Annotated in this window: 12 protein-coding genes; 8 read left to right on the forward strand and 4 right to left on the reverse strand. The window is 70.1% G+C overall.

Annotation, left to right across the window (positions count from 1 at the left end):
- The 8 genes from KLK06_RS39095 to KLK06_RS39130 all read left to right on the forward strand — a co-directional run.
- Positions 1-704: Hsp70 family protein (locus KLK06_RS39095; RefSeq protein WP_214640713.1), on the forward strand; the 704-nt coding region annotated here is incomplete at its 5' end.
- 1 nt (position 705) lies between these two features.
- The gene (locus KLK06_RS39100) at positions 706-1,230 is read left to right on the forward strand and encodes a nucleotide exchange factor GrpE (protein ID WP_214640714.1); all 525 of its coding nucleotides are present in this window, start codon (positions 706-708) and stop codon (positions 1,228-1,230) included.
- On the forward strand, positions 1,230-2,180 hold the full coding sequence (locus KLK06_RS39105) for a DnaJ C-terminal domain-containing protein (RefSeq protein WP_214640715.1): 951 nt from the start codon (positions 1,230-1,232) through the stop codon (positions 2,178-2,180). The genes KLK06_RS39100 and KLK06_RS39105 overlap by 1 nt, the downstream gene beginning before the upstream one ends.
- Positions 2,177-2,473, forward strand: coding sequence for a chaperone modulator CbpM (locus KLK06_RS39110; RefSeq protein ID WP_214640716.1), 297 nt, complete (start codon positions 2,177-2,179; stop codon positions 2,471-2,473). The genes KLK06_RS39105 and KLK06_RS39110 overlap by 4 nt, the downstream gene beginning before the upstream one ends.
- 25 nt (positions 2,474-2,498) lie before the next feature.
- Entirely contained in the window at positions 2,499-5,102 is a 2,604-nt protein-coding gene (clpB, locus tag KLK06_RS39115; RefSeq protein ID WP_214640939.1) for an ATP-dependent chaperone ClpB, read from the forward strand.
- Position 5,103: 1 nt separating this feature from the next.
- Positions 5,104-5,538, forward strand: coding sequence for a thioredoxin (gene trxA, locus KLK06_RS39120; RefSeq protein WP_214640717.1), 435 nt, complete (start codon positions 5,104-5,106; stop codon positions 5,536-5,538).
- Complete coding sequence (locus KLK06_RS39125) at positions 5,535-7,184, forward strand: FAD-dependent oxidoreductase (protein WP_214640718.1); 1,650 nt, start codon at positions 5,535-5,537, stop codon at positions 7,182-7,184. The genes trxA and KLK06_RS39125 overlap by 4 nt, the downstream gene beginning before the upstream one ends.
- A gap of 5 nt (positions 7,185-7,189) precedes the next feature.
- Positions 7,190-7,639, forward strand: coding sequence for a DUF1931 family protein (locus KLK06_RS39130; RefSeq protein ID WP_214640719.1), 450 nt, complete (start codon positions 7,190-7,192; stop codon positions 7,637-7,639).
- A 370-nt stretch (positions 7,640-8,009) separates the two neighbouring features.
- On the opposite strand, the gene KLK06_RS39135 is transcribed toward KLK06_RS39130, so the two are convergent.
- From KLK06_RS39135 to KLK06_RS39150, 4 genes are all read right to left on the reverse strand, one after another.
- Positions 8,010-8,828, reverse strand: a complete 819-nt coding sequence (locus tag KLK06_RS39135) for a carbohydrate ABC transporter permease (RefSeq protein ID WP_214640720.1) — start codon at positions 8,826-8,828, stop codon at positions 8,010-8,012.
- Positions 8,825-9,766 carry a carbohydrate ABC transporter permease gene (locus KLK06_RS39140; protein WP_214640721.1) on the reverse strand — a complete coding sequence of 314 codons (942 nt, stop codon included), beginning with the start codon at positions 9,764-9,766 and terminating at the stop codon, positions 8,825-8,827. The genes KLK06_RS39135 and KLK06_RS39140 overlap by 4 nt, the downstream gene beginning before the upstream one ends.
- Positions 9,767-9,817: 51 nt before the next feature.
- Positions 9,818-11,143, reverse strand: a complete 1,326-nt coding sequence (locus tag KLK06_RS39145; protein WP_214640722.1) for an extracellular solute-binding protein — start codon at positions 11,141-11,143, stop codon at positions 9,818-9,820.
- Positions 11,144-11,215: 72 nt separating this feature from the next.
- Complete coding sequence (locus KLK06_RS39150) at positions 11,216-14,494, reverse strand: alpha-L-rhamnosidase (protein ID WP_214640723.1); 3,279 nt, start codon at positions 14,492-14,494, stop codon at positions 11,216-11,218.
- Positions 14,495-14,539: the final 45 nt, after the last annotated feature.

Below are 14,539 nucleotides of genomic sequence, written 5' to 3' on the forward strand. Positions count from 1 at the left end.
CGCTCGGCGGCATCATGACCAAGGTCATCGAACGCAACACGACGATCCCGGCCCGCCGGACCGAGACCTTCAGCACGGCCGACGACAACCAGGGCGCCGTCGACATCGTGATCCTGCAGGGAGAGCGCGAGCGGGCGGCCGACAACCGGGTGCTCGGGCGCTTCCGGCTGGAGAACATCCGACCCGCGCTCCGGGGAGAGCCGCAGATCGAGGTCACCTTCGACATCGACGCCAACGGCATACTCAACGTCACCGCGCGTGACAAGGACACCGGCGCCGAGCAGAAGGTCACCATCAGCGAGACCTCCACGCTGGACAAGCAGGAGATCGAGCGGATGATCCAGGACGCCGAGCAGCACCGCGACGAGGACCTCCGGCTGCGGCAGATGATCGAGGTCCGCAACGAGCTGGATTCGGTCGCCTACCAGGTGGAACGCCGCCTGAAGGAGCTCGGCGACACCGTCCCCGTACATGAGAAGGCGCGTGCCGAACAGCTCGTCCACGACGCCCGCGAGGCGATCAAGCAGGAGGCGCCGATCGACCGGCTGCGCACGCTCAGCGGCGAGCTCCAGCAGGTCAACCAGGCGCTGCAGACCAGCCAGTCGGCCAACGTGCCACCGCAGGGCAGGACGGAGAGCGCTTCGGGCGGCCCGGCCGACGACGACGTGATCGACGCCGAGTTCACCACCTCTGACACGGAGTGACATGAACGGCCACGAAGAGCGTACGGACCAGGATGGTGCGCGGGCGGTTCAGGTCGGCACCGACGAGGCCGATCCGGTCCCGGAATCGGAGGCGAAGCTGGCGGAGCTGGAGGACCGGTGGCTGCGTGCGGTCGCCGAGCTGGACAACGTCCGCAAGCGCATCGCCCGGGACACCGAGCGGCTCCGGGTCGAGGAGCGGGACAAGGTGGTCTCCCAGTGGCTGCCCGTCCTGGACAACCTGGAGCGCGCGCTGAGCGCTGCCGATGGGGACGGCGACGCCAATCCGGTCATCCAGGGGGTGCGTGCGGTGCGAGACCAGGCGGTCGCCACGCTGAACCGCCTCGGCTACCGCCGCCAGGACCAGACCGGCGTGCCGTTCGATCCCCAGCACCACGAGGCGGTCTCGACCGTCGAACGCGACGACGTCGCACCCGGCACCGTCGTGGAGGTGCTGCAGCCCGGCTACGGCGACGACCAGCGGCAACTGCGCCCGGCGGTGGTGGTGGTAGCCAAGAAGGCGGAGTGATGGCCGATCGACGCGACTTCTACGAAGTGCTCGGAGTCGGCCGTAACGCCGACCAGGACGAGATCCAGCGGGCCTACCGCAAGCTCGTCCGCAAATACCATCCCGACGTCAACAAGGATCCGGGGGCGGAGGACACCTTCAAGGAGATCTCGGAGGCGTACTCCGTGCTCTCGGATCCCGAAATGCGCCGCAAGTACGACGCGTTCGGGCACGACTTCCGCCAGGTGCCGCCCGACGTCGATCCCGAGCAGTACGCCAGGGGCCGTTCCCGTGCTCGTGCCCGCTCCGGAGCCGGAGCACGTGGCGGAGGTGGCCAATGGCGCACGAGCGACGACTTCGGGACCGGCGCCGGAGGTATCGACTTCGAGGACCTGCTCGGCGGCATGTTCGACGGCCGGGGCAGGCGCTCCTGGGGGCCCGTGCAGGGCGCGGACCAGGAAGCCGAGCTGACACTCCCGGTCGAGGAGGCCTACCACGGCGGGCGCCGGACGATCACGCTGGGCGGAGGACGGCGGCTGGACGTCACGATCCCGCCCGGGGTGACGGACGGCCAGCGCATCAGGCTGGCCGGCCAGGGAGGCCAGGGGAGCCAAGGCGCCCAGCCGGGCGACCTCTACCTTATCGTCCGGATCGCCGAGCATCCCCGCTACCGCGTCGAGGGCCGCGACCTGCACACCTACCTGCCGCTGGCCCCTTGGGAGGCCGCGCTGGGCGCCACGGTCGCCATCGACACGCCGGGCGGCGAGGCCAAGCTGAAGGTGCCGCCGGGCACCTCGACCGGGCGCCGCCTGCGGCTGCGCGGGCGCGGCATGCCCAACCCCCGCGGCAAGCCCGGCGACCTGTTCGCCGAGGTGCGGATCGTGGTGCCGCCCAAGCTCACCGAGGAGGAGCGGCGCCTGTTCGAACAGCTCGCCGCCACGTCCCGGTTCGACCCGAGGAGGGGCTCATGACGACGTACGCGATCGTCCGCCCGACACGGCTGGGCCTGGACTCCTATGCGCGGGTCACCGGGCTGCACCCGGAGACCATCCGCCGCCTGGTGGTGCTCGGCTTGCTGGAACCGGTCAGGGACGCCAGGGGAGAGCTCTGCTTCCCGCTCTCCCAGGTCGCCGCGGCCGCCCGCATCCGGCGGCTGCACGAGGGCCTGTCGATCAACTATGCCGCGATCGGGCTGGTGACCGACCTGCTCGACCGGATCGAGGCGCTGGAGAGCTCCCTGCGTACGCACGCCTCACGACACTAGGGGGACTGAAGTGGACCCGAACATTATGACGCAGAAGTCGCAGGAGGCCCTGCACGGCGCCCAGACGAAGGCGCTGCGCTACGGGCACACCGAGGTCGACGCCGAGCACCTGCTGCTGGCCCTGCTCGAACAGCCGGACGGGCTGGCCCCCCGGCTCGTGCAGCACGCCGGAGCCGACCCGGAGGCCCTGCGCAGGGACCTGGAGCACGATCTGGAACGCCGTCCCAAGGTCAGCGGCCCGGGCGCGCAACCCGGACAGGTCTACGTCACGCAGCGGCTGTCGCGGCTGCTGGACACCGCCGAGCGGGAGGCGAAACGGCTCAAGGACGACTACGTCTCGGTCGAGCACCTGCTGCTGGCCCTGATCGAGGAGGGCGCCGGCACACCCTCCGGACGGCTGCTGCACGAGCAGGGGCTCACCAGGGACCGGTTCCTGGAAGCGCTGACCGCCATCCGGGGTAACCAGCGCGTCACCTCGGCCATGCCGGAGGTCGCCTACGAGGCGCTGGAGAAGTACGGCCGCGACCTGGTGAGCGAGGCCCAGGCGGGCAAGCTGGACCCGGTGATCGGCCGCGACACGGAGATCCGCCGGGTGATCCAGATCCTGTCCCGCAAGACCAAGAACAACCCAGTGCTGATCGGCGACCCCGGCGTCGGCAAGACCGCCATCGTGGAAGGGCTCGCCCAGCGGATCACGAACGCGGACGTCCCCGAGGGGCTGCGCGACAAGACCGTCTTCAGCCTGGACATGGGCGCGCTCGTGGCCGGCGCCAAGTACCGCGGCGAGTTCGAGGAACGCCTGAAGGCCGTGCTGAACGAAGTCACGGCTGCCCAGGGACAGATCCTGCTGTTCGTGGACGAGCTGCACACCGTGGTCGGAGCCGGGGCGACCGAGGGCGCCATGGACGCGGGCAACATGCTCAAGCCGATGCTCGCCCGCGGCGAACTGCACATGATCGGCGCGACCACGGTCCAGGAGTACCGCCTGCACATCGAGAAGGACGCGGCCCTGGAGCGCAGGTTCCAGCCCGTCCTGGTGGACGAGCCGTCCGAAGATGACGCGATATCGATCCTGCGGGGGCTGCGCGAGCGGCTGGAGATCTTCCACGGTGTGAAGATCCAGGACAGCTCCATCGTCGCCGCGGTGACGCTGAGCCACCGCTACATCTCCGACCGGTTCCTCCCGGACAAGGCCATCGACCTGGTCGACGAGGCCTGCGCGATGATCCGTACGGAGATCGACTCCATGCCGGCCGAGCTCGACGAACTCACCCGGCGGGTGATGCGGCTGGAGATCGAGGAGGCCGCGCTCGCCAAGGAGGACGACCCCGCCAGCAAGGCCCGCCTCGCCGACCTGCGCAAGGAGCTGGCCGACCTGCGCGCCGAGGCCGACGCCATGCGGGCGCAGTGGGAGTCCGAGCGGCACGCCCTGCGCAAGGTCCAGGCCCTGCGCCAGGAACTGGAGACCGTGCGCCGGGAGGCCGAGCAGGCCGAACGCGACTACGACCTCAACCGCGCCGCCGAGCTGCGCCACGGCAAGCTCCCCGAGCTGGAACGCCGCCTGCAGGCGGAGGAGGAGCAGCTGGCCCTGCGCCAGAGCGGCCGCAGGCTGCTGCGCGAGGTCGTCACCGAGGACGAGATCGCCGACATCGTCTCCCGCTGGACCGGCATCCCGGTCACCCGCCTGAAGGAGGGCGAGCGTGAGAAGCTGCTGCGCCTGGACGAGATCCTGCACGAGCGGGTCATCGGCCAGGAGGAGGCCGTGCGGCTGGTGGCCGACGCGGTCATCCGCGCCCGCTCCGGCATCAAGGATCCGCGGCGGCCCGTCGGGTCGTTCCTGTTCCTCGGGCCGACCGGTGTCGGCAAGACCGAGCTGGCCAGGACGCTCGCGGCCGCGCTGTTCGACACCGAGGACAACATGGTCCGCATCGACATGAGCGAGTACCAGGAGCGCCACACGGTCAGCCGCCTGGTCGGCGCCCCTCCCGGCTACATCGGGTACGAGGAGGGCGGCCAGCTAACCGAGGCAGTGCGGCGCAAGCCGTACTCGGTGGTCCTCTTTGACGAGGTGGAGAAGGCGCACGCGGACGTGTTCAACACGTTCCTGCAGGTCCTGGACGACGGGCGGCTGACCGACGCGCAGGGCCGTACGGTCGACTTCCGCAACGCCGTGATCATCATGACCTCGAACATCGGCTCGCAGTACCTGCTCGACGGGGTCACCTCCGACGGCGAGATCAAGCCGGAAGCCCGCGACCGGGTCATGAACGAGCTGCGCACGCACTTCCGGCCGGAGTTCCTCAACAGGGTCGACGACATCGTGCTGTTCAAGCCTCTGACCGAGGCCCAGATCGAGCGGATCGTGGACCTGATGTTCAACGACGTCAGGCAGCGGCTGGCCGACCGGCGGCTCACGCTGCGGGTCACCGACCAGGCGCTCAAGCTCATCGCCAACCAGGGCTATGACCCCGTGTACGGGGCCCGGCCGCTGCGCCGGTTCATCGCCCGCGAGGTCGAGACCAGGATCGGGCGGGCGCTGCTGGGCGGCGACGCTCCCGACGGCTCGACCGTGACGGTGGACGTCGACCACGGCGAGCTGAGCGTCACCTTCACCGGACCGGGGAGCTGACATGATCTCGACCACCGTCGCCTGCCCGAACTGCGGCAAACGGAACAGGGTGCCGGCCGCGGCCGACGGCATCCCCCAGTGCGGGAACTGCCATCAGCCGCTGCCTTGGATCGCCGAGGCGGGCGACGACACGTTCGCCGAAGTCGCCGAGCGATCGGCGCTACCGGTCATCGTCGACTTCTGGGCGGACTGGTGCGGGCCGTGCCGGATGGTCACGCCCGCGCTCGAACAGCTCTCCCAGGACATGGCCGGCCGCGTCAAACTCGTCAAAGTCGACGTGGACCGCTCGCCACGCCTGTCCGAGCGCTTCGCGATCAAGCACATCCCGACGCTCATGATGATGGTCCGCGGCGAGGTCGTCGCCCAGCGGGCGGGCGGCGCGCCCGCCCACGAGCTGCGCAGATGGGTCGAGGACGCGATCAAGGCGCGCACATGACGCCGGTACCCGAGACGCCGGACTTGTACGGCGCCTATCCCCGGCTGAACGAGGCGCAGCTCGCCGAGCTCTCCCCCCGTGGCGAGCGCCGGGCCGTGTCGGGAGGCGACGTCCTGTTCCGTGAGGGGGAGCCCACCGCGGAGTTCATCGTCGTGCTGACCGGCAAGGTAGCCATGGTCGAGGGGCGCGGCCCGGACGAGCGGACGATCGCCGTCCACGGCCCGGGCCGGTTCCTCGGCGAGCTCAGCCTGCTCACCGGCCAGGCGGGATTCCTGACCGCCGTCGTCCAGGAGCCGGGCGAGGTGCTGGCCGTGCCGGCCGACGAGGTGCGCGCGCTGGTGGCGCGGGACCAGGCGCTCGGCGACCTCATCCTGCGGGCCTACCTGGCCCGGCGGTCCCTGCTGATCGGGCTGGGCATCGGCTTCCGCATCATCGGCTCCCGCTATTCGGCGGACTGCCGGCGGCTGCGCGAGTTCGCCGCCCGCAACAGGGTGCCGCACCGGTGGATCGACCTGGAGGAGGACGAGGAGGCGGACGCCCTGCTGCGCGAGCTGCGCATCCCGCCTGAGGACACCCCGGTCGTGATCTGGCGCGGCGACAAGGTCCTGCGCAACCCGACCGTCGCCGAGCTGGCGAAGGCGATCGGCCTGCCCGCCCCGGTGCCCGGCGACGGGGTCAGCGACCTGGTCGTCGTGGGCGCGGGCCCCGCGGGCCTGGCCGCCGCCGTGTACGGGGCCTCGGAAGGGCTGACGACCATCGTGCTCGACGCCGTGGCCGCCGGCGGCCAAGCCGGCACCTCCTCCCGCATCGAGAACTACCTCGGTTTCCCCTCCGGCATCTCGGGCGCCGAGCTGGCCGAGCGCGCCATCATCCAGGCGCGGAAGTTCGGCGCGGTGCTGACCGTCCCGGCCGAGGCGACCGGCCTGCAGCCGGACGACGGCTTCTACGGCGTCGTCGTCGAGGACGGCAGCACCGTCAAGGGCCACGCCGTGATCATCGCCACCGGCGCCCGCTACCGGCGGCTGGAGGTCCCCGAGCTGGAGAAGTACGAGGGATCGGGCGTCTACTACGCGGCCACCCCATTCGAGCTGCGCATGTGCAGCCACTCGCCGGTGGTCATCGTCGGCGGCGGCAACTCCGCCGGTCAGGCGGCCCTCTACCTGGCCAGGAACGCGTCGTCGGTGCACATGATCGTACGCGGTGACGACATACGCGCCGGCATGTCCCACTACCTAGCCGACGAGCTCGACCGCACGCCCGGCATCGAGATCATGCCCGACACCGAGGTATGCGAGCTCATCGGCGACGGCACACTGAAAGGTATCCGCGTCCGCAACAAGCGCACGGGGAAGTCCCTGGAGATCGCGACCAGGGCCATGTTCGTCTTCATCGGCGCCGACCCGCACACCAAGTGGCTGGAGGGCGCCGTGCCGCTCGACGACCGCGGCTTCATCATCACGGGACAATCCACCACCTGGAATGCACTGCTTCCCCTGGAGACCGACCACCTGGGCGTCTTCGCTGTGGGCGACGTCCGCAGCGGATCGGTCAAGCGGGTCGCCTCCGCGGTGGGGGAGGGCGCCATGGCCGTGCGCCTGGTGCACGAGAGGTTCACCACCACAGGAAATCGACAGAGAAGACGGTGATCGACATGCCGGTTATGGCACACTCCAGGTTCGAGCGCTTCTTCCGCGCCGCCGCGGGACTCGACGTGGACAAGAACGACCTCAAGCGCTTCAACGACTTCGTCAACCAGAAGCTGTACGACATGCTCGTCGTCGCCGAGGCCGCGGCCAAGGAGAACAGGCGCGACATCATCCAGCCATGGGACCTGCCCATCACCAAGGGCCTGCAGGAGAACATGCACGACTTCCGCGACCTGGACGAGGAACTGGAGCTGTCGCCGATCCTGGAGCAGCTCACCGCGCTGCCACCGCTCGACCTGTCGCTCAGCGTAGACGCCGAGGCCCGGCTGCCGGCCGTGGCCGGCGGGCTGTCCATGGTGTTCGCCCGTGCGCTCAAGATCGTCGAACCCGACCTCAAGAACCCCTCCAGCGAGCACTGGCAGCGCATGACCCGGCTGTTCGGCCTGCTCCTGTGACGAGGAATGCGCCAAGTTGGACCGGCATCCAGACCATCACGGGCGATGGTCGCAGTTCGAGGGTCTCCCATACCCGCACGGCGCTGATCTTCTTGCCGCCCTTTTCCGCCCGCTCCGTCTCCAGACGCTCGGCGAACTTGGTGTTGAACGGTCACTCATGACCGGCCTCCTGGCCGTACAGCCACGAACTAAACGCGCAGGTCAGAGCTATACGCCTTGATCGAAGCGTCTTCTTTAATCCGTAGGTTGACGTGGACTGAGCTGCGGTTATGCGGCGTCGCCGACTTGGCCTCGAAGTGATGTGACCAGGCCGGCCGGCACTGCGAACCCCGGCGGATCTGGTTGTCACGTTGCCGCCATTTGTCCGCTACTACTCCAGCCCGGTCCCGACGACGCCTTTGATGTACCACTTCTGGAACGCGAGGAAGATGATCAGCACCGGCGTCATGCTGATCACTGCCGCGGCCAGGCCGACGCTGGGTGACATCAGGGTGTATTGCCCCTGGGCAAGGGGCGCGAGCGCGACCGTCATCACCTGGTGCTCGCGGTCCGGCGCGACGACCTGCGGCCAGATGTAGGTGTTCCACGCGGTCAGGAAGCTGATCGAGCAATAGGCGGCCAGCGCCGGCCTGGCCAGGGGCAGCGCGATCAGGGTCAGGACGCGTGGCCAGCCCGCGCCGTCCAGCCGGGCCGCCTCGATGAGGCCCGGCGGCAGCCCGGCGAAGAACTGCCGGAACAGCAGCATCGCGAACGCCGTCTGGCCCGCTACTGGCAGGATCATGCCGGCGTAGGTTCCGACCAGGCCGAGCTGATAGGTGATGATGTAGAGGGGGATCAGCGTCATGTTGGCGGGCACGAACATCGGCACCAGGATCACGCCGAGGAGCAGGCCCGTCCACCGAAACGGGATCGTCGCCAGAGCGAAGCCCGCCGGGATGGAGATCACCAGTTGCGCGGCGACGATGCCGATGCTGAAGACGAACGAGTTGACGATGGCCCGTGCGGAGAGGAACTCGTAGGCCTCTGCATAGTTGTGCCATACGACGTTCGGCGGCAGCAGGTGGGGTGGGAAGGCACGCGCGTCCTGCGCCGACATCAAAGACGCCGAGAGCAGGTAGAACAGCGGCGCCGCCATGAGCAGCCCGCACAGCAGCAGCGTCGCGTATCGGACGAGGGTCCGGAGGGTCATGTGGCACTCCTGAGCTTGGCGGCGAGCCGTACCAGACCCACGGCGACGCCGATGAGCACGAGTTGGAAGAGCGCGAGCGCGCTGGCGTAGCCCATCTCGCCCTTCTCGAACGCCGTGCGGTAGGCGTACAAGGCCAGGGTCTGGGTGCTGTCGAGAGGGCCGCCGCCGGTCATGATGAGCGCCGTCTCGAACGAGCCGCTGACGAAGTTGATCACTTGCAGGACGGTCACCAGCACCGTCGTCTGCATCACGTTGGGCCAGGTGATGCTCCACAACCGCCGCCACAAGCCGGCGCCGTCCAGCGCCGCCGCGGCGTAGATGTCGTCGGGAATGCGTTGCAGCCCGGCCAGGTACAACAGCATCACCAGCGGCAGGGCCAGCCAGATCATCATGAGGGACAGCGCGGGCAGCGCCCAGGTGGTGTCGGACAGCCAGGCAGGGCCGTCGATGCCCACCCAGCGCAGTATCGAGTTGGCGATACCGGTCCGTCCGTCGTACAGGTACGCCCACAGCACCGCCGCGACCGCCGAGGACGCCACCATCGGGGCCAGATACAGCACCCGGAGCGCCTCGACGCCCGGCAGCCTGGTGTTGAGCAGCACGGCGAGCACGAAGCCGACCACGATCGTCGGAACCACTCCCAGGAGCACGAACAGCAGCGTCACCCACAGCGAGCCCCACATCCGGCCGTCGCCCAACAGGCGGGCGAGATTGTCCAGGCCCACCCATTCAGGTGGGGTGAACAGGTCCCAGCTGAAGAAGCTCAGGCCCAGCCCGGCGAGCGCGGGCACGATGACGAACACGCCGAAGGCGAGCATGCTCGGCGTCACGAACGCCGTCGCGGCCCACGCGTCTCGCCGTCGCCGGCGTCTGTTGCCATCCTGGCCAGGTGCGGGAGGGCTCGTGCCGACCGCTCTGCCGTCGGCTGTACTCGTCACTGTCGCCACCATCGATCTTCCTCCTTGGCCTTGGCCGTGCCCGCGTCGACGTCACCCGCCGGTCGTCGCGAGCGCCTCGTTGACGGCCTTCTCCGCGTCGGCGAAGGCCTCGGCCACCGGCCGCTTCTTCAGTACGACCTCCTGCACCGCCTTGAGCACCTGCTCGTCGAGCACGCCCTGGGCCTTGCCGGGCAGTTGCGTCGCCAGTTGGGCGTTCTTGGCGGCGTCGGCGAAGACGGCGTTGTTGGACGGCGGCGCCTTCAGGTCCTTCCAGATGCCGTTCTCCAGGCCGTCCAGGGTCGGCGGGACGACCTGGCCGGTCTCCTGCGCGATCTTCATCCCGCCGTCGTTGCGGTAGAACCACGCGAGGAACGCCCACGCGGCGTCCTTGTTCTTGCTGGTCTGCGCGATGGACAGGCCGTAGGAGCCGCCACCGACGGTGGTCTTGCCGTTGATGGTCGGCATGACCTCGGCGTCCCAGTCGTCCTTCAGCTGGCTCTTGAGTGTGGGCACCCCGGCGCGGACACTGAAGGACATCGCCACCTGCCCGCGATCGAACTTGGGCTGCGAGGCCGCGTTGGCGGAGTACGCCGGCGACGCGGTGCCGTAGGCCTTGATGAGTTGCGTCCAGGCCTTGACCGCCTCCGGCTGGCCGATTCCCGACTTCTTGGTCGTCGCGTCGTAGACGTAGCCGCCGTAAGCGTGGATCACGGGCGTATAGATGGCGGGCTGGCCGCCGGTGCCGAGCGGAGGCGCCAGGCCGACGACGTCTCCTCCTGACTTGCTCTGGATCTCCGCCGCGACCCGGTACATGTCATCCCACGTCCAGGTGGGCTTCGGCAGCTCGGTCACGCCTGCCCGCTTGAAGGCGGTCCGGTTGAAGAACAGCGTGACCGAGTCGGCGCTCACCGGCAGACCGGTGATCTGATCCGGCTTGGTGATCGGCCGATACTGTCCGACGAACTGCGGGAGGAACTCGCTGCCTTTCAGGCCGTCTTTGCCTTCCCCGAGCCACGGGGCCAGGTCCATGGTGACGTTGCCCGCTGCCAGCCGGTTGGCCGCGTAGTCGACGTTCATCAGGACGTCGGGGAGCTTGTCGCCGAGGCGGGCGGTGACGAGTTGCTGGATGTACTGGGTGCCGTCGTCCGGCAACGACTCGACCGTCACCTTCCGCTTCGGGAAGGCCTGCTCGTAGGCCGCGGCGTACTTCTCGAACTGCGGGACCAGACCGGCCTGCATCGAGAGGGTGATGCTGCTGCCGCCGTCGACGGCCCTTTCGCCCTCTTCGCCACCGCTGCATGCGGCGGCCAGGGTGAGCATCGGGACGAGGGCGGCGGCCAGGCCGCGGGCCCTCCATGGTGCGATGCGACTGATCATCTTCAATCTCCTTCTGACAGGAACTCGGCGAGCGGCAAGGCAGTCAGGGCCCGCAGCGGGTTGCGAGCCCGCTCAACAGGTGCGTGGCGCGCTGGTCCACCCCACATCGCCCACCCGGAACGGCAGGCTGGAGCGGCCCTCCCGCAGGTCGAGCGGGAGCGCCGGCCCTCTGGCCGAATCGGGCCGGTCCAGCCAGGCGACCCCGACGGCCACTTCGACCACCCTCTCCCTGCCAGGCCATCGCGACAGGTCGACGCTGATCCTGTTCCAGCAGACGGGAAGCGGGCGGACGGTGTCCTGAACGCTGCTGCCGTCGGCTCCGGTCAACCGGAGTATCGGCACGATCGTGCGGCCGGGCAGCACCGGGAAGCACAGATCCACCTCCGCGAAGGCGAAGGCCGCGTCACCGAGGTCGTCCCCGCCGGGGAGCGGCAGCCGTACCCATCGGGTCTGCCCTGGTGGAAGGGGCGGCCCGCTGACTTCGAAGGTCGGCCCAGGGAACGTTCCGTGGAAGACCGGCGTACAGACGAACGTGCCGTGGAGGACGTCGAGCCGGACGCCAGAGCCGGCCGTCCAGCCGGGCGCCCTGACGCCGCGAGACAGCCAGCGAGCGGATCGTCCAGCGCGGACCACCCGGCGGGCGAGCGGCTCGCCGGCGGCGCCGCGGAGGACGACTTCGGCGCAGGACCCGATCGGCGCGCCGGGTGGCGCCTCGATCCGCAGTTCGTGCCCATCGAGGCGGGCCTTCCAGCCCGCGTCGGCGTCCGCGCTCACCGCGCCGCCTCTGAGCACCGCCGCGGTGACCGCCTGGCCAGGCGGCACGGGCGGTGTCCTGCCAATGGCCGGCCGCTCCTGAGCGAGGGGTATGCCGGTCGCCACGATGCGGTGCCGGCCGGATTCGTACTCCCGCGCGGGGTGGCCCGGCAGGTCGACCAGGGCCGTGCTGCCCACCGGGACGGTCAGCTCCAGCGTCAGCGTGTCGCCGTCGAGCCTCCAGCCGAGTGCGATCGTGCCGCGGACCGTCTCGACCGTGACATCGATCCTGGTCACCGGCCCGAGCAGGCACGGCGCGACGGCGAAGCGGCGATACCCCTCTGCCAGCGGCCGGATGCCCGCCACGTGCGTCCATGCCCAGGCGGCGAACGGCGCGGCGAGACCGATGTGGTCAAGCGAGGCGACACCGGCGTTCTCGTCGTCGATCCACCAGGTTTCCCAGAACGTACCTGGCCCCGTGGTGAGCATCGCGCCGATGCCGGGCTGCTCCGGCTGGCGCACCGCCGCGATCAGCGCCGTGCCGCCGTCGGCCTCCGCCATGGCTCGCACGAGTAACTGGGTGGCCGCGAACCCGGTCGAGACCCTGTCGCCGCGTACGCGCATGTCCACGCGGATCTGGTCGGCCAGAGCGCGCCGCTCCGCCTCGTCCGAGGCCAGCCCGGACGCCAGCGCGACGGCAGCGGAACCCTGGCCCGAGTCGGCCCACTCATGGGTGAGCGGATCGTGCAGCACGGCTCTGGCCGTGCTCGCCAGCGCATCGGCCTCGCGCTCGCGCCGCGCGGCCTCGCAGCCGTCGCCTGCGACGGCCTCCAGTTCGGCCAGCGCGCGCAGGGAGCGGATGACGGCCGCGGTCTGCAGCATCACCGGCGAGGTGCGCTCGGGGGCGAGCCAGTCCGCGCCGTAGCTGATGTCAGCGCCCCTGACGACGCCGCCCGACAGCGTGCCGAGTTGCCAGTCGCACCAGCGGCGCATGGCCGGCAACAGCCGGATGATGAGCGTGTCGTCGCCGGTGTGCCGCCAGTGCTGGAGCGGGATCTCGGTCATCGCCGAGCCCCACACCGGGTCGGCGGGCTGGACGTGACGCGCTCCCAGCAGGTGCGGGGTCAATCCGAGGACGCCGCCGTCGGGGTGCTGGTCGGCCACCACGTCGTCGAGCCAGTGCCGATAGAGGCCGGCCATGTCGAGGTGGGAGAAGGCGGCCTCCGCCGACACCGACGCGTCACCGGTCCAGCCGCCCTGCTCGCGGGTGGGGCAGTCCTCCGGATGGGAGTGAGAGTTGTTGCGCTGAGTCCGTACCGCCATCGCCACGAGACGGTCCAGCAGCGGCTCGTCGCTCGCGAAAATGCCGGTGAGCGCGACGTCGGAGTGCAGCACCCTGGCAGTCACCTCGACGGCGGCGCCGGCCGGGACACCACGCACCTCGACATAGCGAAAGCCGTAGAACGCGAACCACGCCTCCGCGACGTCGACGCCGCCGGCGCAGGTCCAGACCAGCACCTGCCGCTCCCGGTCCCGGTCGTCGGGCAGCCGGATGTTGAGCGTCCCGACGCGGCCGGCGTCGTCGAGCTTCTCTCCGTGAACGATCTCGATCCTTGTACCGGGGGCGGCGCCGCGTACGACGACCCGGCTGCGCCCGGCCACGTTATGGCCGGCGTCGAAGACGAGGACTCCACCCGCGTCGCCGCATGGGATCGCCGCGATCTCCTCCACCACGGCGAGCGGCGGTCCGGCGTCGGGTGCGAGGGTGGCGACCGGCCGCTCGACCGCGCGCGCCGGCTCCCCTGCGACGCCTGTCCCGGCAGTGCCGGTGAATGTCCTGCGGGCGTCGTGCTCTTCAAGGTAGAAGGGGTCCTCGCGGATGATCGAGGAGGGGCCATGCCGCCAGTGCGGGCCGGTGCCCACCCGTACGACGCTGCCGTTGTCGAGCTCCACCCGCAGCTCGACCAGGGCGCGTGGCTCGGCGAGCACCTGCCCGTAGTGGCCGATGCCGGCCACGACCGCCAGAGTGTGTCGGTTGCCGTCCCGCAGCAGTCCGGTGACGTCATAACTGCGGCTCGCCGCCCGGGATAACGCCGTGCGCGAGGGGTCGCTCGCATCGGGGTTGACCGCCTGCCCGTCGACCAGCACCCGTAACAGGCCCTGGCCGGCCAGGTGCAGGCGCGCTCGCCAGGCCCGGCACGCCGGATCCCAGGAGAACTCCTCGCCTGCCGCGTGGGTCGCCGGAATCTCGATCCAGCGTGCCGTCCAGTCGTCCGCGGTCAGCGGCCCGGCGATCAGGTCCGTCGCATGCGCCCATGGCGAGAGCCTCGCGTGCTCGTCCCAGACCCTCACGGTCCAGCGCAGGGCCGAGTGCGGCGCGACGGGCGGGCCGCCCCACCGCACGTGCGCGTTCCTGCCGGACTCGATCCGGCCGGAATCCCACACCGTGCCATCCGCTGACGACGCCACGACCTGGTAAGCGGTCTGCCGCTGCCCCTGCCGCACCAGCGGAACCACCCACGACAGGCGGGGGTGAGCCGTCAGCACCACCGGCAACGCCCTGCCCGTGCGCGGGGGCCCCGCGGGGTGATCCTCCACGCGGAGTCGGATCGGGGCGGGGCATGCCGCGTCATGCGGTTCGGG

The sequence above is a fragment of the Nonomuraea sp. NEAU-A123 genome (assembly GCF_018603905.1).
Taxonomy (GTDB): domain Bacteria; phylum Actinomycetota; class Actinomycetes; order Streptosporangiales; family Streptosporangiaceae; genus Nonomuraea.